Source organism: Rhodoblastus acidophilus, from assembly GCF_900187365.1.
In the GTDB taxonomy this organism is placed as follows: domain Bacteria; phylum Pseudomonadota; class Alphaproteobacteria; order Rhizobiales; family Beijerinckiaceae; genus Rhodoblastus; species Rhodoblastus acidophilus.
In genome coordinates this window covers 201,624-221,842 of sequence record NZ_FYDG01000005.1, presented here as the reverse complement: position 1 = coordinate 221,842, position 20,219 = coordinate 201,624, and the positions used below count along the sequence as shown (strand labels likewise).

Sequence of the window (20,219 nt, the reverse complement as noted above, 5' to 3'; positions counted from 1 at the left end):
GGCGCCTATGCGGCAGGCTTGGCCTTCACCGGCGCGGCAGGCGCTCGCCTGGCTGATCATGGGCGTCTTGCTGACCTTCGCGACGCTCGCGCAGGCGCAGAACCTGAAATTCCCCGAGCTGACCGGCCGTGTGGTCGATCAGGCCAATGTTCTGTCGCCTGACAGCCGGCGGGCGGTCGAGTCCAAGCTGGCCGATCTGGAGAACAGGTCGAGCATCCAGTTCGTGGTCGCGACGCTCGCCTCCTTGCAGGACCAGGATATCGAAACCTTCGCCAATCTGCTGTTTCGCAAATGGGGGCTGGGCGAGAAGACAAAAAACAACGGCGTCCTGCTGCTGGTCGCGCCCAAGGAACGAAAGGTGCGGATCGAGGTCGGCTACGGCCTCGAAGGCGTCCTGACCGACGCCTTGTCGAAGCTGATTATCGTCAATGGCGTCGCCCCGCGCTTCAAGGCGGGCGATTTCGCCGGCGGGATCGACCGGGGCGTCGACGACGTCATTTCGATTCTGACCACCGACACCAGCGAATGGCAGAAAAAGCCGGATCTGCGTCAGGATTCGCCGGACTCCCTGTTCAATGCGATCCTGCCTTTCCTCATTGTCGCCCTGGTGATCCTCATCATCTGGCAAAGTCGGCGCGGTGGCGGAGGCGGAGGCCCCTTCATCGTCATGGGCGGTCCCGGCGGGTCCAGCGGCGGCGGCGGATGGGGCGGTTCTTCGGGCGGCGGCGATTCCGGCTTTTCCGGCGGCGGCGGCTCGTCGGGCGGCGGCGGCGCTTCGGGAGACTGGTGATGCGCGCTCAGGTCGATGAAACGCAAATCGTCGCGGCGGTGCGGCGGGCCGAGGCGAGGTCGAGCGGCCAGATCGTCTGCGTCCTCGCGCAAAAATCCTGCGATTCCGGCGGCGCCGCCGCGCGCTATGCCGGCGTGTTGGCGTGCCTGGTTCCGTGGCCGCTGTTGTCGGCGACGGACTGGTCCGCCCAATCTATCTTTGCGCTGCAAGTCGCGGTTTTTCTCGGCGCGCTGCTGCTGTTGGGCCTCACCTCGCTCGGGGTCGCGCTGGTTCCGCGCGCCGAACGACGTCGGCAAGCGTTCCGCGCCGCGACCGAGCAATTTTTCACGCGAGGCGTCGGCGGCGCCGAAAGCCGGGCGGGCGTGCTGATCTTCGTGTCGCTCGCGGAGCGTTATGCGCGCATCCTGCCTGACGGCGCCCTGGCGCAAACAATTTCAGACGAGGAATGGCGCGAGGCCATCGCGCTGCTCACCGAGCGCTTGCGCGACGGACGGGTGACCGAGGGATTTGTCGCGGCCATCGACCGCTGTGGCGCCTTGCTCGAACGCGCCGCGCCCTCCAAAGGCGGCGGCAACGAATTGCCGGACGCCCTCATCAAGCTGGATTGAGCCTCAACGTCCCGCGCGCAAAAGTTCGAGCACTTTTTGGCCGGCGCGGCCGTCCGGCTTGAGGCCGTTGGCGTCCTCATACGCCTTGATCGCCTCGCGGGTCTTGGTTCCCATCACGCCGTCATGCTTGCCGCCGACGTCAAAACCACGCTGTTCCAGCCGCGCCTGGACCTCGCGGCGCTCGGCGCGCGACAGACCGGGGTCGTCGGTGGGCCAGGGCGTCCGCACCCCCGGCTTGCCTTTGAGCCGGTCGGACAGCAAGGCGATGGCCAGCGCATAGGATTCCGCGGCATTATAGGCGTAGAAGGCGTCGAAGTTGCGCGACACCAGGAAGGCCGGTCCCTGCGGTCCCGCGGGCAGCAGCAGGCCGAACGCGCCCGAGCCGGACAGGGCGGAGCCGTCGATGCGGGTCAGGCCGCGCGCCGCCCAGCTCGCCAGCGGATGCTTCGCCGACCGCCCCGACGGTCCATGGTAATTTTCCGGCAGCGCGACCTCAAAACCCCAGGGCAATCCGCTCACCCATCCCGAAGACCGCAGGAAATTGGCGGTGGAGCCGAGGGCGTCGGCGACCGAACCGACCACGTCGCGGCGCCCGTCGCCGTCCATATCGACGGCGAGGCGCAGGAAGGTCGAGGGCATGAACTGGGTGTTGCCGAACGCGCCCGCCCAGGAGCCGGTGAATTCATCAAGCTGGACGTCGCCGTGATCGACGATTTTCAGGGCGGCGATCAACTCGCTGCGAAAATAGTCGTTGCGGCGGCTGCCCAGACAAGCCAGCGATGCCAGCGACTGAATCACGGGACGCGCGCCAAAATTCTTGCCGAAATTGGATTCCACGCCCCAGACCGCGACGACGGCGGCGGCCTCGACGCCAAATCGCTGCTGGGCGGCCACGGCGGCCTGCCGGTTGGCGGCGAAAGCGGCGCGGCCTTCGCTGACGCGTTCCTCATCCACCAGTCCGGCGATATAGTCCCAGATCGGCGTCGAGAATTCCGGCTGGACCCCGAGGAAGCTCGGGGCGTCATTCGGCTCGAGGTCGTCGAGGGCGCGCGAAAGCGTTGCGCCCGACACGCCCTCGGACGCGGCCTCGGCCTTGATGCGCGCCTTGCAGGAATCGAAATCGGCGCGCGCGGACACGCCGAGCGCGAGAAGGGTGCAAAGAGAAAGGCTCAGGACTTTCATGCCCCGAGCCTAACTTGATTTTGTTAACCAATCATCAGCCTTGTCGGACGGTCGTCAGATCCAGGGGCGCTCCTGCGCGATCTTGGATTCGAACGCGCCGATCTTGGGCGCCTTGACCAGGGTGAGGCCGATATCGTCCAGCCCTTCCAGCAGGCAGTGCTTGCGATGCGGGTCGATGTCGAATTTCACCACGCCGCCGTCGGGGCCGCGCACTTCCTGCGCCGCGAGGTCGATGGTCATGGTGGCGTTGGCGCCGCGCTGGGCGTCGTCCATCAGCTTTGCGAGGTCTTCCTTCGACACCTTGATCGGCAGAATGCCGTTCTTGAAGCAGTTATTGTAGAAAATGTCGGCGAAGCTGGTCGAGATGATCGCGCGGATGCCGAAATCGAGCAGCGCCCAGGGCGCGTGTTCGCGCGAGGATCCGCAGCCGAAATTGTCCTCGGCGACGACGATCTGCGCCTTGCGATAGGCCGGCTGGTTGAGGACGAAATCGGGGTTTTCCGAGCCGTCTTCCCTGTAGCGCATTTCCGAAAACAGACCCTTGCCCAGGCCGGTGCGGGCGATCGTCTTCAGATATTGCTTGGGGATGATCATGTCGGTGTCGATATTGGTGATCGGCAGCGGCGCGGCCACGCCCGTCAATACCGTGAACTTGTCCATTGTCTTGCTCGCTTTGTTAAACTAGTCGGCTTCGCGCTCGATGGTTTCCATGTCCTCGTCGGACAGACCGAAATGGTGGCCGATCTCATGGATGAGGACGTGCCGGACGAGATCGCCCAGCAACTCCTCGCCTTCGGCCCAGGCGTCCAGGATCGGACGACGGTAGAGATAGACCATGTTGGGGAACTGCCCGGTCTGAACCTCATCGCCCTGGGTGAGGCCGCGCCCGTGAAACAGGCCCAAAAGCTCGAATTCGCTTTCGCAGCCCATTTCGTCGAGCGTTTCCTCGTCCGGGAAGTCCTCGATCTGGATCACCAGTCCGTTGCAATAGCGCAGGAACCTTTTGGGGAGGCGCAGGAAGGCGGCTTCCGCCAGCGTCTCGAAATCGGCCAGCGACGGCGCCTTGCGCAACGCCCAATCGACGGAGGGAGGGTTGATGCTGCCCATTCAGCGCTTCACCGTCAGCGTGATCTGCGGCGGCTTCGCCAGCGTCTGGAACACCACGCAATAGCGTTCCGTCAGCTTGGTCAGCGCGTCGATGCGCTCCTGCGGTTCGTCTGTTTCCAGATCGAACAACAGGCGTATCGCGACGAAGCCGACCGGGGCGTCCTTGGCGACGCCGAGCGTGCCGCGAAAGTCCAGATCGCCCTCGGCGCGCACGGCGCCGCCCTTGAGCTTGAAGTCCAGCGCCGTCGCCACCGCCTTCAGCGTGACGCCGGCGCAGGCGACCAGGGCCTCCAGCAGCATGTCGCCGGAACAGGCTTGAACGCCCGTTCCGCCGGTGGCGGGATGCAGACCGGCCTCGATCAAGGCGCGCGACGTCTGGACCTTGCAGGCCAGGCCGTCGCCGGACACGTCGCCCTGCGCATGGAGCGTCACCAGGGCGGATTGCGCATCCGTCCTGTATTTCTCCTTCAACGGCGCCTGAAGCGCGCGCAGGTGTTCCGCGTCCATCCGCGCCTCTTACTTGACGTCGCGCACGTCGACGAAATGGCCGGCGATCGCCGCCGCCGCCGCCATGGCGGGGGAGACGAGGTGGGTGCGGCCCTTAAAACCCTGGCGGCCCTCGAAATTGCGGTTCGAGGTCGAAGCGCAGCGTTCGCCGGGCGCCAGACGGTCGGGGTTCATCGCCAGGCACATGGAACAGCCGGGCTCGCGCCACTCAAAGCCGGCGGCGACGAAAATCTTGTCGAGGCCCTCGGCTTCCGCCTGTTCCTTGACCAGACCCGAACCGGGCACCACCAGCGCATTGACGTGGGCGGCGACGGTCTTGCCCTCTGCAATCTTCGCGGCGGCGCGGAGATCCTCGATGCGGCCGTTGGTGCAGGAGCCGATGAAGACGCGGTCGATCTTGATGTCGGTCGGCTTCTCACCGCCCTTGAGGCCCATATAGTCGAGGGCGCGGGCGATCTTGGCGCGCTGCGCCTCGGTCTTGCCGCTCTCGACGGTCGGGACGAGGCCGTCGATGGTGACGACGTCCTCGGGGCTGGTGCCCCAGGTCAGCACCGGCGGAAGATTGCCGGCGTCGAGTTCGACCACGGCGTCGTAATGCGCGCCCGGATCGGACTTGAGCTGGCTCCAGTAATGGATCGCGCGCTCCCAGGCCTCGCCCGTGGGCGCCTTGGGGCGATCCTTCAGGTAAGCGAAGGTCTTTTCGTCCGGGGCGATCAGTCCGGCGCGGGCGCCGCCTTCGATCGACATATTGCAGACGGTCATGCGGCCTTCCATCGACAGGCTCTCGATGGCCTCGCCAGCATATTCGATGACATAGCCGGTGCCGCCGGCGGTGCCGATCTTGCCGATGATCGCCAGCACGATGTCCTTGGCGGTGACGCCTTCGCCGAGCTTGCCATTGACCTTGACCAGCATGTTCTTGGCCTTGGCCTGGATCAGGGTCTGGGTCGCCAGCACATGCTCGACCTCGGAGGTGCCGATGCCGTGGGCCAGCGCGCCGAACGCGCCATGGGTGGAGGTGTGGCTGTCGCCGCAGACGATGGTCGCGCCGGGCAGGGTGAAGCCTTGTTCGGGGCCGACGATGTGGACGACGCCCTGGCGGCGGTCGTGTTCATTGTAATATTCGACGCCGAAGTCGGCCGCGTTGATCGCCAGCTGCTCGACCTGCGCCTTGGATTGCGGGTCTTCGATCGGCTTGGAGCGGTCGGTGGTCGGGACGTTGTGATCGACCACGGCGAGGGTTTTGGCCGGCGCATGGACCTTGCGGCCGGCGATGCGCAGGCCCTCGAACGCCTGGGGGCTGGTGACTTCGTGGATCAGGTGGCGGTCGATATAGAGCAGGGCGGTGCCGTCTGGCTGAATGTCCACGACGTGATCGTCCCAGATCTTGTCATACAGAGTGCGCGGCTTGCCCGTGGTCATGTTTATTGTCCCTGTCGCGGCGGATCGGTCCGCCCGGAAATGTTGAGTCTATCTGGCGCTTTGCGGCGCAAGGCGCAACAGTTTTGAGTTGCAAATGCAAAAAGGCTGGCGCAGCGGCCAGCCTTCGCAAAAAGTCGAGTTTTTTCACCCCAAAAAGGGTTACTCGCCCTTGGCGGTCTTGGCCTTGGCCTTGAGGTCGGTGCGCTCGGCGATACGGGCCGACTTGCCGCGACGGTCGCGGAGGTAATAGAGCTTGGCGCGACGCACCTTGCCGCGACGGACCACCTTGATCGAGTCGATCAGCGGGCCATAGACCGGGAACACGCGCTCCACGCCTTCGCCATAGGAAATCTTGCGGACGGTGAAGCTCTCGTTGAGACCGCCGCCGTTGCGGGCGATCACCACGCCTTCATAGGCCTGGACGCGGGAGCGGTCGCCTTCCTTGACCTTCACGTTGACGATCACGGTGTCGCCGGGACCGAACTCCGGAATGGTCTTGTTTTCGGAAAGCTTGGCGATCTGCTCGGCTTCGAGCTGCTTGATAAGGTCCATGTCATTCTCCGTTTCGCCTTGCGGCGAGCGTTTCGGAACGCTGTTGTGAGTTGTTTTCCGCCCGCGCGAGACGTGGGCGGCTTTGGTCCGGCTTTGCGGCCGGAGGCGGTCCCATACAGAATTATCCGGCCGTTGTCGAGCCTTTATGCCGCGACAAGGCTCTGGAACAGGCCGCGTCCGTCAATGCCGCCGACCAGCGGGTCGATCAGGTTTTCCGGATGCGGCATCATGCCGAGCACGTTGAGCTTTTCCGAATAAATCCCGGCGATGTCGTTGGTCGAGCCATTGGGATTGGCGTCGCCGCCGACCACGCCGTCGGCGTTGCAATAGCGGAAGGCGACCCGGCCCTGGTCCTCCAGTTCGCGAATCGTCTCGTCATGCGCCTCGTAATTGCCTTCGCCATGGGCGATGGCGACGTCGATCGCCTGATGCTTGGCGTAGGCGCGGCTGAAAGCGGTGTCATTGCGCTCGACGCGCAGGAACTGGCGCTTGCAGACGAAGCGCAGGTCGCGGTTGCGCATCAGCACGCCCGGCAGCAGGCCGCTTTCGCACAGGATTTGAAACCCGTTGCAAATGCCCAGCACATAGCCGCCGCGCGCGGCGTGAGCGCGCACGGCGTCCATGATCTTGGCGCGGCCGGCGATGGCGCCGCAGCGCAGATAGTCGCCATAGGAAAAGCCGCCGGGCAGGACGACAAGGTCGGTTCCCGCCGGAAGCGCATGGTCGTCATGCCAGACGATGCTTGCATCCGCCCCCGCCTGTCTGAGCGCGCGAAAAGCGTCGCCCTCGCGGTTGGAGCCGGGGAAAAGAACGATCGCGGCTTTCATCAAAACCTCTTGAACCCGAAATCAGAGGATTTCGACGCGGTAGTTTTCGACGACCGTATTGGCCAGCAGTTTTTCGCTGGCGGCGGCCAGAGCCGCCTTGGCGGCTTCGGCGTCGTCGCCTTCGACTTCGATGTCGAACACCTTGCCCTGGCGCACCGACGCCACGCCGGCGACGCCGAGCGAGTGCAGCGCGCCTTCGATCGCCTTGCCCTGCGGGTCGAGCACGCCGGTCTTCAGGGTGACGGTGACACGGGCTTTCATCGACAAAACCTCACTGCACGAGCTTGGGGCCGGTGGCCTGCGGCTTTTCGTTTTCCTGCATGATGCCGAGGCGGCGCGCCACTTCGGCGTAAGCTTCGACCAGCCCGCCCATGTCGCGGCGGAAGCGGTCCTTGTCGAGCTTGTCGTTCGACTTGATGTCCCACAGACGGCAGGAATCGGGGGAGATTTCATCGGCGACGACGATGCGCATCATGTCGCCTTCCCACAGGCGGCCGCATTCCATCTTGAAGTCGACGAGGCGGATGCCAACGCCGAGGAACAGGCCGGTGAGGAAATCATTGACGCGGATGGCCAGCGCCATGATGTCGTCGATTTCCTGGGGCGTGGCCCAGCCGAACGCGGTGATGTGCTCTTCCGACACCATCGGGTCGTTGAGCGCGTCGTTCTTGTAGTAGAATTCGATGATCGAGCGGGGGAGCTGCGAGCCCTCCTCAATGCCGAGCCGGGTGGACAGCGAGCCGGCGGCGACATTGCGCACCACGACTTCGAGCGGCACGATCTCCACTTCGCGGATCAACTGCTCGCGCATGTTGAGGCGGCGGATGAAATGGGTGGGAACGCCGATGTCGTTCAGATTCTGGAAAATATATTCCGAAATCCGGTTGTTCAGGACGCCCTTGCCGTCGATCACTTCATGCTTCTTGGCGTTGAAGGCGGTGGCGTCGTCCTTGAAATGCTGAATGAGCGTGCCAGGCTCCGGGCCTTCGTAAAGCACCTTGGCCTTGCCTTCGTAAATGCGACGGCGGCGGTTCATGGGTTCAACCGATCACTTCGAGAAATCCAGGGAAGGTCCGGTCGTTCGCATGCGCGCCTCGCCTTCCGCGACGATGCGTCCAACTCTCCGCAAGGCGCGACAGCGGCATAACCTGCTTTCGCGCGCGCTCACGACATCGCGACGCGTTTGCAAGGTTCCTAGCCCGTTCCGAGCCGGAGCACAACCGGATTCGTCGCGCAAGCGTGATCTCGGGCGCGCGAACTGCGACATGTTGGACAGAAGGGTTACTGGCATAGCCGATTCCAAGCCGATATATAATTGCGAGCAACGGCCTTGAAAATGGAAGGGAAAACTCATGTCCACGTTCGACAAGCGCGAAGACGCCTACGAGAACAAGTTCGCGCATGACGAAGAGCTTCAGTTCAAGGCCTTGGCCCGAGCGCACAAGCTGCTCGGGCTCTGGGCCGCGGAGAAGCTCGGGAAGAGCGGAACGGCGGCGGAGGATTACGCCAAGGATCTGGTCGCCGAGGGAGTCGTCGATCACGATTCGAAGAAGGTCGTGGCCGCCGTCTTGAAGGAGTTCACGGCTGCGGGCGTCGCCCAGTCCGAACATCAGATCGTCCGGCATTTCGAGGAGTTCCGGGCCCAGGCGCTCGACGCGGTCAAGAACAGCTGAGTTTTGGGCGGCAGGCTTTAACCTTCTCAAGGTAAATTGGGCGCATGTCCAAATCCGAGCCTTCCGTCCTCGCTTTTCCGCATGCCGATGCGGAGCTCGCCACGCTCGCCGGCGCCTGGTTGCGCCGGCTGGCCGGCGAGCGGCGGGTTTCGCCGCTGACGCGCGACGCCTACGCGCGGGATCTCCGGCAATTTTTCTCTTTTCTGCGCGATCGGTTTGACGCGGCGGTCACGCTTCCCGCTCTGGCGGCGCTGAAGCTGACGGATGTCCGCGCGTTCATGGCGCATCGGCGCGCGCAGGGCGTGTCGTCGCGCTCGCTGTTGCGGCAACTCGCCGGCCTCCGGTCGTTCGCGCGGCATCTGGGCCGCGAAGGCATCGTGTCCATCGACGTTTTCACCAAGGTGCGCTCGCCCAAACTGGCGCGCGTGCTGCCCAAGGCCCTGTCCGTGGACAAGGCGCGCGAACTGGCGTCCGGCGAAGGCGACGATGAAGCGCGTCCGGCCTGGATCGTCGCCCGCGACGCGGCGGCGCTGGCGCTGCTTTATGGCGCGGGCCTGCGCATTTCCGAGGCTCTGGCGATCAAGCGCGGCGACGCGCCGGTCGGATCCGTCGACAGCCTGACCATCGTCGGCAAGGGCGGCAAGACGCGGGCCGTTCCGGTGATTCAGCCGGTCCGCGCGGCGGTTGAAAGCTATCTCGACCTCTGCCCGCACCCGCTCGCGGCGGACGGGCCGTTGTTTGTCGGGGCGCGCGGCGGGCCGCTGTCGCCGCGAATCATCCAGTTGACGGTGCAAAGGCTGCGCGGCGCGCTGGGTCTGCCGGATTCGGCGACGCCGCACGCCCTGCGCCATTCGTTCGCCACGCATCTGCTGGGGCGCGGCGGCGATCTGCGGTCGATCCAGGAACTGCTCGGACACGCCAGCCTGTCCACGACGCAGATCTACACCGCCGTCGACAGGGCGCGGCTGCTCGACGCCTATCAATCGGCGCATCCGCGCGCGACAACAGCCTAAATTCCGATGGCGTTGCGCGCGGCGGCGTCGGCGTGCTCCGCATAGCGCCGCGCCAGAAAGGTTTCGGTGACCGCGCCGAGCGGCGCGCGCGTGACGGGATGAACGACCGCGAGCAGGTCGGCTTCGGCCTTGTCGAACAGCGCCATCGCCGTCTTGGCGTTCATGTCGGGGGTGAGCCGGACGTCGGCGTGGCGGGCGAGGTCTTTCGCCCAACCCTCGCGGTCGCGCGCCTGCGCGTGCGCCTCCGTCGTGTTGACGAGGCCGGCGTAGCGGCCTTCGCGGTCGATCAGCGCGACAAACTGCTCGCCGCCGGCGGGAAACAGCTGGCAGAAGGCGTCGAGGTCGATCCAGACCGGCGCGGTGGGCGGCGCCGGCCGCATCAGCTTGCCCACTTTCAACTCTTCGATCCAGCCGATGTCGTTGGCGCTGCGAATCGTCGCGCCGCGCAGATGCAGCCGCCAGGTCGAGAAGGAATAGCCGAAGGTCGCGCGAGCGATGAGATTGGCGGCGACGGTCGCGGCGATGATGGCGCTGGCGGCGGAAAAATCGGACACGCCTTCGAGCACGAGGAAAGCCATGGTGAGGGGGCCGCCGACGATCACCGCGCCCAGCGTCGCCATCCCCGCGAGCATGCACAGGGTCGCATCGGGCGCGAGCGCGGGAGCGAATTGCGCCAGGCCCAGCGCGTAAATTTTTCCGAGCAGCGCGCCCATCAGCAGGGAGGCGAAGAACAGGCCGCCGCGAAATCCGCTCGCCAGCGAGGCGAGGCAGGCGACCAGCTTCATGCCGAGGAAGGCCAGCAGCACGGCGGCCGGAAAATCCGTGGCGACGTCGAGGGCGAGCGCGCCATGCCCGGCGCCAAGCACTTGCGGCGTGAACACCGCGAGCGTGGCGACGATCACGGCGCCGACCACGGGGCGAAACAGGGGTGAGATTCGGGTGGCGTCGAGCGCCTTTTCGGCGAAGCCCGCCGCGCGCATGGCGAACACGCCCAGCGCCGTGGTCAGCGCCGCCAGCCCGATCAGCAGGAGATAGGAGCTGAACACGAGCGGCTGCAAGTGCGGCGTCTCGATCTGATAGGGCGCGACGGCCACGAGCTTGGTCACCAGCGTTCCCGAGATCGCCGCCGCGAAAATCGGCGCGGCGCCGGAAATGGCGTAGGAGCCGAGCACGACCTCGAAACCGTAGAAGGCGCCCGTCAGCGGCGCATTGAAGGCGCCGGCGATGGCGGCGGCGGCGCCGGCGCCGACCAGCAGGCGCAGGTCATTGCGGCGCAGCCGCAATTTCTGTCCGAGCGTCGAGCCGAGCGCGGCGCCGATCTGGGCGTAGCCGGCTTCGAGGCCCACCGAGGCGCCGGCGGAATTGGAGACCAGGGTTTGCAGCGCGACGACGACGCTGTCGCGCAGCGACATGCGGCCGCCGCGCAGGGCGTTGGCCTCCACGGGATCGACGGCGGCGGGCTGTTTTTTGCGGCGCCGCCAGCTCTCCATCGCGCCCAGGGCCAGACCGGCGAGGATCAGCGTGGAAAAGGCGGCCCAGGGCGAGACTTTGGCGGCGGCGCTGAGGCGCACGTCGAACGGCAGGTCGTAGATTTTTTCGTGAAAGAAGATCGCCGTCTGCGTCATCGCGATGACGCAGAGCGCGGCGAGTCCGCCGATCAGCGCGGCGGCGGCGACCAGCGCGAATTCATTGGCGCGCAGGAAGGCGCGGACGCCGCCGAGAAGGCGCCCGGTCGGCGAGGGTTTCGACGTTTTGGATGTTTGAGGGTCTGGCGGCACTATGGAGGTCTTGGCGCCGGCGGCGCGGCTTCGATTATCCGTTGCGCTGGGCGATCCAGCGTCGGCTGCGCGCGCGCAGGCGGGCCACCATGGCGGATCCGCGCGCGCCGCGCCACAGCCGAATCCGGGCGCGCAGGGCTTGCGTGCGCCGGCGCAGTTCGGCGCGATAGGGCTCGATCAGGTCGTGGGCGAAGCCGCGCCAGCGGATCAGCGTGGCGTGGAGCTTGGCGAACAGGGCGATTTGCAGCAGTTTCGGCCGGCACAGCTCGAACAGATAGGCGCCCGCCGCGAAGCCGATCAGTTTCGCGGCGAGGAAGCAGCCCAGGCCCGCGACAAGATGATGATGGGCGAGGAGGAACAGCGCGGCGAATTTGAGCGGCAGCAGCGGCAGGATGGGGAGCACGAAGATCGGCACGCTGCCCCAGGGCGAAAGGGTTTTGACGAAACCCTCGAACGAGTCGCGCGCCTGTTGGATCGGGAGAGCGGCGACGAGCGTCCCCAAAGTCGCGCCCAAAACATCCCAAAGCCAGGCTTCAAACAGAAAGAAGCCGGCGAGCGTGAGCCACAGATATTTCTTGAACTGGCGCATGGCGGTCCCCGTATGCGCGGATAATGTCGCAGAAATCAGGTTAAAAAAAAGGCCCGGACGCGCCGGGCCTTTCGCGGTCGGTTGCGCGTCAGATGTGGATGGCGCGTTTCTCGACGGCCAGCGCGGCTTCCTTGACCGCTTCCGACATGGTGGGATGGGCGTGGCAGGTGCGCGCGAGATCTTCGGAGGAGCCGCCGAATTCCATCAACACGGCGGCCTCGGCGATCATTTCGCCGGCGCCATGGCCGAGGATGTGGACGCCGAGCACGCGGTCGGTGGTCGCATCCGCCAGCACCTTGACGAAACCGTCGGTGTGGTTGGCGGCGCGGGCGCGGCCGTTGGCGGTGAAGGGGAATTTGCCGGCCTTGTAGGCGACGCCCCTGGCCTTCAGATCCTCTTCGGTGGCGCCGACGCAGGCGATTTCCGGGCTGGTGTAGACCACGCCGGGGATCACCTCATAGTTCACATGGCCGTGCTGTCCCGCCAGGATTTCGGCGATCGCTATGCCCTCGTCCTCCGCCTTGTGGGCGAGCATCGGGCCGCGCACCACGTCGCCGATGGCGTAAACGCCGGGGACATTGGTGGCGAAATGGCTGTCGATCACGATCTGGCCGCGCTCCAGCGCGACGCCCAGCGCCTCCAGGCCGAGGCCCTGGGTGTAGGGGCGGCGGCCGATGGCGACCAGCACCACATCGGCGTCGAGCGTGGAGGCGGCGCCGCCGGCGGCCGGCTCGATCGTCACCTTGGCGCCCTTGCCGGTGTTTTCGACGCTCGACACTTTGGCGCCGAGCTGGAATTTCACGCCCTGCTTTTCCAGCAGGCGCTGGAACTGCTTGCAGGTTTCGAGATCGAGACCCGGCAGGATGCGGTCCAAAAATTCGACCACGGTGACTTCGGCGCCGAGACGGCGCCAGACCGAGCCGAGTTCGAGGCCGATCACGCCGGCGCCGACCACGATCAGTTTGCCTGGAACTTTCGGCAGTTCGAGCGCGCCGGTCGAGGACACCACCACCTGTTCGTCAATGGTCACGCCGGGCAGCTGGGCCACGTCCGAGCCGGTGGCGATGACGATGTTCTTCGTCTCCAGCACCTGCTTGGCGCCATCCTCGGCGGTCACTTCCACCTTGCCGGCGGCGGGAATGGAGCCGGTTCCGATAAACCCGTCCACCTTGTTCTTCTTCAGCAGGAAGGCCACGCCCTGCACATTGGCGCCGACCGTGTCGTCCTTGTGCTTCATCATGGCGGGCAGGTCGAGCTTGGGCTTGCCGACGCTGACGCCGAGCTTGCCCAGGCCGTGCGCGACTTCCTCGAACATTTCGGAGGCGTGCAGCAGCGCCTTGGAGGGGATGCAGCCGATGTTGAGGCAGGTGCCGCCGTAGGTCTTGCGCTTTTCGACGATGGCGGTCTTCAGGCCGAGCTGCGCGGCGCGGATGGCGCAGACATAGCCGCCCGGGCCGGAGCCGATGACGATGAGATCGTAGGACATGGAATTCTCCGCGAGAGGGAACATGCCCGGCCGGGCCGGGACTTTCTCCACAAGGCAGGATCATGCCCGGCTGCGCCGGGCATGGCGGGATGCGATCAGAGATCGAGCACGAGGCGCGCCGGGTCTTCCAGCGCTTCCTTGACGCGGACGAGGAAGGTGACGGCTTCCTTGCCGTCGACGATGCGGTGATCGTAGGACAGCGCCAGATACATCATCGGGCGGATCTCGATCTTGCCGCCGATCACGACCGGGCGCTCCTGGATCTTGTGCATGCCGAGAATGCCGGACTGCGGCGCGTTCAGGATCGGCGTCGACATCAGCGAGCCATAGACGCCGCCGTTGGAGATGGTGAAGGTGCCGCCCTGCATTTCATCAATTTTGAGCTGGCCGTCGCGCGCCCGCTTGCCGAAATCGGCGATGGTCTTCTCGACCCCGGCGATCGACAGCTTGTCGGCGTCGCGCACCACGGGCACCACAAGGCCCTTGTCGGTGCCCACGGCGACGCCGACGTGACAGAAATTCTTGTAGATGAGGTCCGTGCCGTCGATCTCGGCGTTCACCGCCGGGATTTCCTTCAGCGCATGGGTGCAAGCTTTCACAAAGAAGCCCATGAAGCCGAGTTTGACCCCGTGCTTCTTCTCGAACAATTCCTTGTACTGCGTGCGCAGGCTCATCAGCGGCTGCATGTCCACTTCGTTGAACGTGGTCAGCATGGCCGCGACGTTCTGCGCATCCTTCAGGCGGCGCGCGATGGTCTGGCGCAGCTTGGTCATTTTCACGCGTTCTTCGCGGGGGGCGTCAGCCGGCGCCGACGGCGCGCGCAGCGCGACCGGCGCAGGAGCGGGCGCGGCCGGCGGCGCGTAGGTGAGCACGTCGCCCTTCAAGACCTGGCCGCGCTTGCCGGAGCCGGGAACCTGCGCGACGTCGATGCCGCGGTCGGCGGCGTTTTTCGCGGCGGCCGGGGAGGGCGGGGCGCCCGCGCCAACCGACGCGGCGACCGGCGCAGCGGCGACGGGAGCCGGCGCGGCGGCCGGGGCCTCAGCGGCCGGAGCGGCGGCCGTGGCGCCGGCGACTGCGGCGCCGCCGATCTTGCCGAGCAGGGCGCCCGGCGAAACGGTGTCGCCGTCCTTGGCGATGATTTCCGCCAGCGTGCCGGCGGCGGGGGCGTTGACTTCGAGCGTGACCTTGTCGGTTTCGAGTTCGAGCAAGGGTTCGTCGGCCTTCACAACATCGCCGATTTTCTTGAACCAGCGGCCAATGGTGGCTTCGGAAACGGATTCGCCAAGGGTGGGAACGACAACATCGGTGGACATGAGCAACCTCATCCGCTTAAGGCGCGGCTTCGTAAGGGAAGGGGGGACGCCCCGGGGCGTCCCGATTCACGCGGATCAATTCGCGAAAGCGTCGTCCAGGAAGGCCTGGAGCTGGGCGAGGTGGCGCGACATCGTGCCGGTCGCCGTGGCGGCGGAGGCCGGACGTCCGACATAGCGGGCGCGATTGCTCTTGCCGCCGGCCTGCGTGCACACCCATTCCAGATAGGGCTCGACGAAGGACCAGGCGCCCATATTTTTCGGCTCCTCCTGGCACCAGACCACATCGGCCTTCTTCCAGCGCTTCAGACGCTCGACCAGCGCCTTGAGCGGCATGGGATAGAGCTGTTCGACGCGCAGCAGGTAGACGTCGTCAATGCCGCGCTTCTCGCGCTCCTCGTAGAGGTCGTAATAGACCTTGCCGGTGCACAGCACGACGCGACGAATCTTGTCGTCCTTGACCAGCTTGATCTTCTCGTTGGGATCGGTCTCCGCCGTGTCGGACAGCAGGCGGCGGAAATGGCCGTCGCCGGTCAGTTCGTCCATCGTGCAGACCGCGCGCTTGTGGCGCAGCAGCGACTTCGGCGTCATCAGGATCAGCGGCTTGCGGATGTCGCGCTTCAGCTGCCGGCGCAGGATGTGGAAATAATTGGCCGGGCTGGAGCAGTTGGCGACCTGCATGTTGTCTTCGGCGCAGAGCTGGAGATAGCGCTCCAGACGGGCCGAACTGTGCTCGGGACCCTGGCCCTCGTAGCCATGGGGCAGCAGGCAGACCAGACCGGACATGCGCAGCCATTTGCGCTCGCCCGAGGAGATGAACTGGTCGAACAGCACCTGCGCGCCGTTGGCGAAATCGCCGAACTGCGCTTCCCACAGCACCAGAGCGTTGGGCTCGGCGAGGGAATAGCCATATTCGAAGCCCAACACCGCCTCTTCCGACAGCATGGAATTGATGACTTCGTAATGGCCCTGCCCGTCGCGGATGTGGTTCAGGGGCACATAGCGGCTTTCGTTCTCCTGGTCGATCAGCACGGAATGGCGCTGCGAGAACGTGCCGCGCTCGCAATCCTGGCCGGACAGGCGGACGCGATAGCCGTCGTCGACGATGGAGGCGAAGGCCAGCGCTTCGGCCAAGGCCCAGTCGATGCCCTGGCCGGTTTCGATCGCCTTGGCGCGATGATCGAGGAAGCGCTGAATGGTCTTGTGGAGATTAAAACCTTTCGGCGGGGTGGTGAGCGCCTTGCCGTAGGCCTTGACTTTTTCCACGCTGAGCGCCGTCGCGCCGCGGCGCGCGTCTTCGAGGTCGGCGCTCGGCACGGCGCGCAGGCCGGACCAGCGGCCGTCGAGCCAATCGGCCTTGTTGGGCTTGAACGCCTGGCTGGCCTCATATTCGGCGTCGAGCCGGCTGCGCCAGTCCGCCTTCAGCTTGTCCACCTCGCCCTTGGTGACCAGCCCCTCGGCGATCAGCTTGTCCGCATAGATGTCCAGCGTCGACTTGTGCGACCGGATCTTCTTGTACATCAGCGGCTGGGTGAAGGACGGTTCGTCGCCTTCGTTATGACCGAAGCGGCGATAGCACCACATGTCGATCACGACCGGCTTCTGGAATTTTTGACGGAATTCCGTCGCCACCTTGGCGCAGAACACCACCGCCTCGGGATCGTCGCCGTTGCAGTGGAAGATCGGCGCCTCGACCGTCTTGGCCACGTCGGACGGATAGGGCGAGGAGCGCGAATAGCGCGGATAGGTGGTGAAGCCGATCTGGTTGTTGATGATGAAATGCAGCGAGCCGCCGGTGCGGTGGCCCTTCAGCCCGGACAGGCCGAAACACTCGGCCACCACGCCCTGACCGGCGAAGGCCGCGTCGCCGTGGATCAGCAGCGGCATGATCGAGCGGCGGTCGTCGGGCGCGCGTTCGGTGTCCTGGTCGAGTTTGGCGCGCACCTTGCCGAGCACGACGGGATCGACGATTTCAAGGTGCGAGGGATTGGCCGTCAGCGACAGATGCACCTTGTTATGGTCGAATTCGCGGTCGGACGAGGCGCCCAGATGGTATTTGACGTCGCCGGAGCCTTCGACCTCGTCGGGCAGGAACGAGCCGCCCTTGAATTCGTTGAACAGGGCGCGGTGCGGCTTGCCCATCACCTGACAGAGGATGTTGAGGCGGCCGCGATGGGCCATGCCCATGACGATTTCCCTGGCGCCGAGGGCGCCGCCGCGCTTGATGATCTGTTCGAGCGCAGGCAGCATGGCTTCGCCGCCGTCAAGGCCGAAGCGCTTGGTGCCGGTGTAGCGCACGTCGAGGAATTTCTCGAAACCCTCGCCCTCGATCAGCTTTTGCAGGATGGCGCGCTTGCCTTCCTTGGTGAAGGTGACCTCCTTGTCCGGCCCTTCGATGCGTTCCTGGATCCAGGCTTTTTCGGCCGGATCGGAAATGTGCATGAATTCCCAGCCGATGGTCGAGCAATAGGTGCGGCGCAGGATCGCCAGCATCTCGCGGATGGTGGCGTAGTCGAGGCCGAGCACATGGTCGATGAAGATCTTGCGGTCGTAGTCGGCTTCGGTGAAGCCGTAGGTCGAGGGATGCAGCTCCTCGTGATCCTTCATCGGGTCGAGGCCGAGCGGATCGAGATTGGCGTGCAGGTGGCCGCGCATGCGATAGGCGCGGATCATCATGATGGCGCGCACGGAATCCTGGGTGGCGCGCTGCAGTTCGGCGGCGGAAATCTCGCCCTCGCCCGCGGCGGCGGTCTTGTTCTTGATCTTGTCCGCCAGGGCCTTTTCGTTGACCGGCCATTGGCCGTCGAGCGCGGCGACCAGTTCGCTTTGCGGCGCGAGCGGCCAGTTCTTGCGCTTCCAGGAGGCGCCCTTGGCGTTGGCGGCGACAGATTGGGCGTCGTCGTTCAGACCGCCGAAGAATTCGCGCCATTCCGCGTCCACGGCGGCGGGATTTTCTTCATAGAGCGCATAGAGCTGCTCGATATAGGCGGCGTTGCCGCCGAACAGGAAGGACGAATTGGCGAAGGCCTCGTTCGTCTGCGATCGGCCGTTTCCTCCACCGCCATTGGTTGTTGTGCTGTCTGGACGCGCCATAATGGTTTTTCCTCTCGACCCGCCGCCGCTGTCGCGACTTTGCCCGCGGTATCAGGCATTCCCCGTGGAATGCATTCGAGCCTCAAACCGAGTTTGTCTCGGGGCTTCCGCCGGCGGCTCTCTTGACCGACGGAAGGAAAAAGGCGCGGGCGTTGTTGTTTTCGCCCGCGCCTCAAATCATTTGCCCTTCAGAACATCGACCAGGGTCGAGCCCAGTCGCGCCGGCGAGGGAGAGACGCGGATGCCCGCGGCTTCCATCGCGGCGATCTTGTCCGCGGCGCCGCCCTTGCCGCCGGCGATGATCGCGCCGGCATGGCCCATGCGGCGGCCGGGAGGGGCGGTGCGGCCCGCGATGAAGCCGACCATCGGCTTCTTGCGGCCGCGCTTGGCCTCGTCGGCGATGAACTGCGCCGCATCCTCTTCCGCCGAACCGCCGATTTCGCCGATCATGATGATCGATTCGGTCTTGTCGTCGGCCAGGAACAGTTCGAGCATGTCGATGAATTCGGTGCCCTTGACGGGGTCGCCGCCAATGCCGACCGCCGTGGTCTGGCCGAGGCCGACCTGCGTGGTCTGGAACACCGCTTCATAGGTCAGCGTGCCCGAACGCGAGACGATGCCGACATTGCCCGGCTTGAAAATATTGCCGGGCATGATGCCGATCTTGCATTGGTTGGCGGTCATGACGCCGGGGCAGTTCGGGCCGATCAGGCGCGACTTCGAGCCGATCAGCGACCGCTTCACCTTGATCATGTCCTCGACCGGGATGCCCTCGGTGATGCAGACGATCAGCGGAATTTCCGCGTCGATGGCCTCGCAGATCGCGTCGGCCGCGCCGGGCGGCGGCACGTAGATCACGGAGGCGTCGGCGCCGGTGGCCTCTTTGGCTTCCGCGACCGTGTCGAACACCGGCAGGCCCAGATGGGTTTTTCCGCCCTTGCCGGGCGAGGTGCCGCCGACGACCTTGGTGCCGAAATAGGCCAGCGCCTGTTCAGAGTGGAACGTGCCGTTCTTGCCCGTAAAACCCTGGGTGATGATTTTGGTGTTGCTGTCGATCAGGATGGACATGTCAAACCTCCTTCACGGCCTTGACGATTTTCTGGGCGGCGTCGTCGAGGTCATCGGCGGAGATGACGTTGAGACCGGATTCGCTGATGATCTTCTTGCCGAGATCGACATTGGTGCCTTCGAGGCGCACCACCAGCGGAACCTTCAGGCCCACTTCCTTCACGGCCGCGATCACGCCTTCCGCGATCACGTCGCAGCGCATGATGCCGCCGAAGATATTGACGAGGATGCCCTTCACGTTCGGGTCTGCGGTGATGATCTTGAACGCCGCCGTGACCTTCTCCGTGGTGGCGCCGCCGCCGACGTCGAGGAAGTTGGCGGGCTCCATGCCATAGAGCTTGATGATGTCCATGGTCGCCATGGCGAGGCCCGCGCCGTTGACCATGCAGCCGATGTCGCCGTCGAGGGCGACATAGGACAGGTCATGTTTGGACGCTTCGATTTCCTTGGCGTCCTCCTCGGTCTCGTCGCGCAGCGCGAACACGTCGGGGTGACGGTAAAGCGCGTTGGAATCGAACGACACCTTGGCGTCGAGCACGCGCAGGTCGCCCTGCTTGGTGACGATCAGCGGGTTGATCTCCAGCATGGACATGTCTTTGGCGACGAACGCCTTGTAGAGAATGTCCACGAGCTTGCCGGCCTGCTTGGCGAGATCGCCGGTGAGGTTCAGCGCCTGGGCGACGGTGCGGCCGTGATGCGGCATCACGCCGGTGGCCGGATCGACGGAGAAAGTCTTGATCTTTTCGGGCGTGTGGTGGGCGACGTCCTCGATGTCCATGCCGCCTTCGGTGGACACGACGAAGGAGACGCGCGAGGTCGCGCGGTCGACCAGAGCCGAGAGGTAGAATTCCTTCTCGATATCCGCGCCTTCCTCGATATAGAGGCGGTTGACCTGCTTGCCGGCCGGGCCGGTCTGGACGGTCACCAGCGTGGCGCCGAGCATCTGCTTGACGTTTTCCTTGACCTCGTCGATCGACTTGGCGAGGCGCACGCCGCCCTTGTCGCCGGCGCTCGCTTCCTTGAACTTGCCCTTGCCGCGTCCGCCGGCGTGAATCTGCGATTTGACGACCCAGAGCGGACCGCCGAGCTCCTTCGCGGCCGCCTCGGCCTGCTCGACTTTCAGCACGGCAACGCCGCGCGAAACCGGCGCGCCGAATTCTTTGAGGATGGCTTTCGCCTGGTACTCGTGAATATTCATTCAAAACCTCCCGAGG

The 20,219-nt window shown here is 65.3% G+C and carries 20 protein-coding genes; 4 read left to right on the top strand and 16 right to left on the bottom strand.

What is annotated here, in order from left to right; genetic code table 11:
* The first annotated feature begins 7 nt into the window (after nucleotides 1-7).
* Nucleotides 8-790 carry a TPM domain-containing protein gene (locus tag CFB24_RS12690; protein WP_088520979.1) on the top strand — a complete coding sequence of 261 codons (783 nt, stop codon included), beginning with the start codon at nucleotides 8-10 and terminating at the stop codon, nucleotides 788-790.
* A complete protein-coding gene (locus CFB24_RS12685; protein WP_158255193.1) occupies nucleotides 790-1,398 on the top strand; it encodes a TPM domain-containing protein in 609 nt (202 codons plus the stop codon). The genes CFB24_RS12690 and CFB24_RS12685 overlap by 1 nt, the downstream gene beginning before the upstream one ends.
* A gap of 3 nt (nucleotides 1,399-1,401) precedes the next feature.
* Here the strand turns inward: CFB24_RS12685 and CFB24_RS12680 are convergent, their stop codons facing one another.
* The 9 genes from CFB24_RS12680 to purC all read right to left on the bottom strand — a co-directional run bounded on the left by CFB24_RS12680 (nucleotide 1,402) and on the right by purC (nucleotide 8,031).
* Nucleotides 1,402-2,580, bottom strand: a complete 1,179-nt coding sequence (locus CFB24_RS12680) for a lytic murein transglycosylase (RefSeq protein ID WP_088520977.1) — start codon at nucleotides 2,578-2,580, stop codon at nucleotides 1,402-1,404.
* Between the two features lie 54 nt (nucleotides 2,581-2,634).
* On the bottom strand, nucleotides 2,635-3,240 hold the full coding sequence (leuD, locus tag CFB24_RS12675; protein WP_088520976.1) for a 3-isopropylmalate dehydratase small subunit: 606 nt from the start codon (nucleotides 3,238-3,240) through the stop codon (nucleotides 2,635-2,637).
* A 21-nt stretch (nucleotides 3,241-3,261) separates the two neighbouring features.
* Nucleotides 3,262-3,687 (bottom strand): metallopeptidase family protein, encoded by a 426-nt coding sequence (locus tag CFB24_RS12670; protein ID WP_088520975.1) that lies wholly within the window; start codon nucleotides 3,685-3,687, stop codon nucleotides 3,262-3,264.
* Complete coding sequence (locus CFB24_RS12665) at nucleotides 3,688-4,194, bottom strand: OsmC family protein (RefSeq protein ID WP_088520974.1); 507 nt, start codon at nucleotides 4,192-4,194, stop codon at nucleotides 3,688-3,690.
* A gap of 9 nt (nucleotides 4,195-4,203) precedes the next feature.
* Nucleotides 4,204-5,616 carry a 3-isopropylmalate dehydratase large subunit gene (gene leuC / locus CFB24_RS12660; protein ID WP_088520973.1) on the bottom strand — a complete coding sequence of 471 codons (1,413 nt, stop codon included), beginning with the start codon at nucleotides 5,614-5,616 and terminating at the stop codon, nucleotides 4,204-4,206.
* A gap of 159 nt (nucleotides 5,617-5,775) precedes the next feature.
* Nucleotides 5,776-6,168, bottom strand: a complete 393-nt coding sequence (gene rplS / locus CFB24_RS12655; protein WP_088520972.1) for a 50S ribosomal protein L19 — start codon at nucleotides 6,166-6,168, stop codon at nucleotides 5,776-5,778.
* A 143-nt stretch (nucleotides 6,169-6,311) separates the two neighbouring features.
* Complete coding sequence (purQ, locus tag CFB24_RS12650) at nucleotides 6,312-6,995, bottom strand: phosphoribosylformylglycinamidine synthase subunit PurQ (RefSeq protein ID WP_088520971.1); 684 nt, start codon at nucleotides 6,993-6,995, stop codon at nucleotides 6,312-6,314.
* 21 nt (nucleotides 6,996-7,016) lie between these two features.
* Nucleotides 7,017-7,256 carry a phosphoribosylformylglycinamidine synthase subunit PurS gene (gene purS / locus CFB24_RS12645; protein ID WP_088520970.1) on the bottom strand — a complete coding sequence of 80 codons (240 nt, stop codon included), beginning with the start codon at nucleotides 7,254-7,256 and terminating at the stop codon, nucleotides 7,017-7,019.
* A gap of 10 nt (nucleotides 7,257-7,266) precedes the next feature.
* The gene (gene purC / locus CFB24_RS12640; RefSeq protein ID WP_088520969.1) at nucleotides 7,267-8,031 is read right to left on the bottom strand and encodes a phosphoribosylaminoimidazolesuccinocarboxamide synthase; all 765 of its coding nucleotides are present in this window, start codon (nucleotides 8,029-8,031) and stop codon (nucleotides 7,267-7,269) included.
* A gap of 316 nt (nucleotides 8,032-8,347) precedes the next feature.
* On the opposite strand from purC, the gene CFB24_RS12635 reads away from it, so the two are divergent.
* Together CFB24_RS12635 and CFB24_RS12630 are read left to right on the top strand one after the other, a co-directional pair.
* Nucleotides 8,348-8,668: a DUF1476 domain-containing protein gene (locus tag CFB24_RS12635; protein ID WP_088520968.1), complete on the top strand. Its 321-nt coding sequence runs from the start codon at nucleotides 8,348-8,350 to the stop codon at nucleotides 8,666-8,668.
* 44 nt (nucleotides 8,669-8,712) lie between these two features.
* Nucleotides 8,713-9,681, top strand: a complete 969-nt coding sequence (locus CFB24_RS12630; RefSeq protein WP_088520967.1) for a tyrosine recombinase XerC — start codon at nucleotides 8,713-8,715, stop codon at nucleotides 9,679-9,681.
* Here CFB24_RS12630 and CFB24_RS12625 read toward each other — a convergent pair.
* From CFB24_RS12625 to sucC, 7 genes are all read right to left on the bottom strand, one after another.
* Nucleotides 9,678-11,459 carry a chloride channel protein gene (locus CFB24_RS12625; protein ID WP_088520966.1) on the bottom strand — a complete coding sequence of 594 codons (1,782 nt, stop codon included), beginning with the start codon at nucleotides 11,457-11,459 and terminating at the stop codon, nucleotides 9,678-9,680. The genes CFB24_RS12630 and CFB24_RS12625 overlap by 4 nt on opposite strands.
* A gap of 34 nt (nucleotides 11,460-11,493) precedes the next feature.
* Nucleotides 11,494-12,048: a hypothetical protein gene (locus CFB24_RS12620; protein WP_088520965.1), complete on the bottom strand. Its 555-nt coding sequence runs from the start codon at nucleotides 12,046-12,048 to the stop codon at nucleotides 11,494-11,496.
* An 88-nt stretch (nucleotides 12,049-12,136) separates the two neighbouring features.
* Nucleotides 12,137-13,534: a dihydrolipoyl dehydrogenase gene (gene lpdA, locus CFB24_RS12615; protein WP_088521025.1), complete on the bottom strand. Its 1,398-nt coding sequence runs from the start codon at nucleotides 13,532-13,534 to the stop codon at nucleotides 12,137-12,139.
* Nucleotides 13,535-13,629: 95 nt separating this feature from the next.
* Entirely contained in the window at nucleotides 13,630-14,847 is a 1,218-nt protein-coding gene (odhB, locus tag CFB24_RS12610) for a 2-oxoglutarate dehydrogenase complex dihydrolipoyllysine-residue succinyltransferase (protein WP_088520964.1), read from the bottom strand.
* 75 nt (nucleotides 14,848-14,922) lie between these two features.
* Nucleotides 14,923-17,937 (bottom strand): 2-oxoglutarate dehydrogenase E1 component, encoded by a 3,015-nt coding sequence (locus tag CFB24_RS12605; RefSeq protein ID WP_088520963.1) that lies wholly within the window; start codon nucleotides 17,935-17,937, stop codon nucleotides 14,923-14,925.
* A 177-nt stretch (nucleotides 17,938-18,114) separates the two neighbouring features.
* Nucleotides 18,115-19,005 carry a succinate--CoA ligase subunit alpha gene (gene sucD / locus CFB24_RS12600; protein WP_088520962.1) on the bottom strand — a complete coding sequence of 297 codons (891 nt, stop codon included), beginning with the start codon at nucleotides 19,003-19,005 and terminating at the stop codon, nucleotides 18,115-18,117.
* 1 nt (nucleotide 19,006) lies between these two features.
* On the bottom strand, nucleotides 19,007-20,203 hold the full coding sequence (gene sucC / locus CFB24_RS12595) for an ADP-forming succinate--CoA ligase subunit beta (RefSeq protein WP_088520961.1): 1,197 nt from the start codon (nucleotides 20,201-20,203) through the stop codon (nucleotides 19,007-19,009).
* Between the last annotated feature and the right edge of the window lie 16 nt (nucleotides 20,204-20,219).

What these genes read in the sequence shown, in the direction of transcription:
- sucC (WP_088520961.1), bottom strand. Translation starts at nt 20,203, where the DNA reads ATGAATATTCACGAGTACCAGGCGAAAGCCATCCTCAAAGAATTCGGC.
- CFB24_RS12665 (WP_088520974.1), bottom strand. Translation starts at nt 4,194, where the DNA reads ATGGACGCGGAACACCTGCGCGCGCTTCAGGCGCCGTTGAAGGAGAAA.
- CFB24_RS12605 (WP_088520963.1), bottom strand. Translation starts at nt 17,937, where the DNA reads ATGGCGCGTCCAGACAGCACAACAACCAATGGCGGTGGAGGAAACGGC.
- odhB (WP_088520964.1), bottom strand. Translation starts at nt 14,847, where the DNA reads ATGTCCACCGATGTTGTCGTTCCCACCCTTGGCGAATCCGTTTCCGAA.
- purC (WP_088520969.1), bottom strand. Translation starts at nt 8,031, where the DNA reads ATGAACCGCCGCCGTCGCATTTACGAAGGCAAGGCCAAGGTGCTTTAC.
- CFB24_RS12620 (WP_088520965.1), bottom strand. Translation starts at nt 12,048, where the DNA reads ATGCGCCAGTTCAAGAAATATCTGTGGCTCACGCTCGCCGGCTTCTTT.
- CFB24_RS12690 (WP_088520979.1), top strand. Translation starts at nt 8, where the DNA reads ATGCGGCAGGCTTGGCCTTCACCGGCGCGGCAGGCGCTCGCCTGGCTG.
- sucD (WP_088520962.1), bottom strand. Translation starts at nt 19,005, where the DNA reads ATGTCCATCCTGATCGACAGCAACACCAAAATCATCACCCAGGGTTTT.
- CFB24_RS12670 (WP_088520975.1), bottom strand. Translation starts at nt 3,687, where the DNA reads ATGGGCAGCATCAACCCTCCCTCCGTCGATTGGGCGTTGCGCAAGGCG.
- CFB24_RS12680 (WP_088520977.1), bottom strand. Translation starts at nt 2,580, where the DNA reads ATGAAAGTCCTGAGCCTTTCTCTTTGCACCCTTCTCGCGCTCGGCGTG.
- CFB24_RS12685 (WP_158255193.1), top strand. Translation starts at nt 790, where the DNA reads ATGCGCGCTCAGGTCGATGAAACGCAAATCGTCGCGGCGGTGCGGCGG.
- CFB24_RS12635 (WP_088520968.1), top strand. Translation starts at nt 8,348, where the DNA reads ATGTCCACGTTCGACAAGCGCGAAGACGCCTACGAGAACAAGTTCGCG.
- purQ (WP_088520971.1), bottom strand. Translation starts at nt 6,995, where the DNA reads ATGAAAGCCGCGATCGTTCTTTTCCCCGGCTCCAACCGCGAGGGCGAC.
- leuC (WP_088520973.1), bottom strand. Translation starts at nt 5,616, where the DNA reads ATGACCACGGGCAAGCCGCGCACTCTGTATGACAAGATCTGGGACGAT.
- lpdA (WP_088521025.1), bottom strand. Translation starts at nt 13,534, where the DNA reads ATGTCCTACGATCTCATCGTCATCGGCTCCGGCCCGGGCGGCTATGTC.
- CFB24_RS12630 (WP_088520967.1), top strand. Translation starts at nt 8,713, where the DNA reads ATGTCCAAATCCGAGCCTTCCGTCCTCGCTTTTCCGCATGCCGATGCG.
- leuD (WP_088520976.1), bottom strand. Translation starts at nt 3,240, where the DNA reads ATGGACAAGTTCACGGTATTGACGGGCGTGGCCGCGCCGCTGCCGATC.
- rplS (WP_088520972.1), bottom strand. Translation starts at nt 6,168, where the DNA reads ATGGACCTTATCAAGCAGCTCGAAGCCGAGCAGATCGCCAAGCTTTCC.
- purS (WP_088520970.1), bottom strand. Translation starts at nt 7,256, where the DNA reads ATGAAAGCCCGTGTCACCGTCACCCTGAAGACCGGCGTGCTCGACCCG.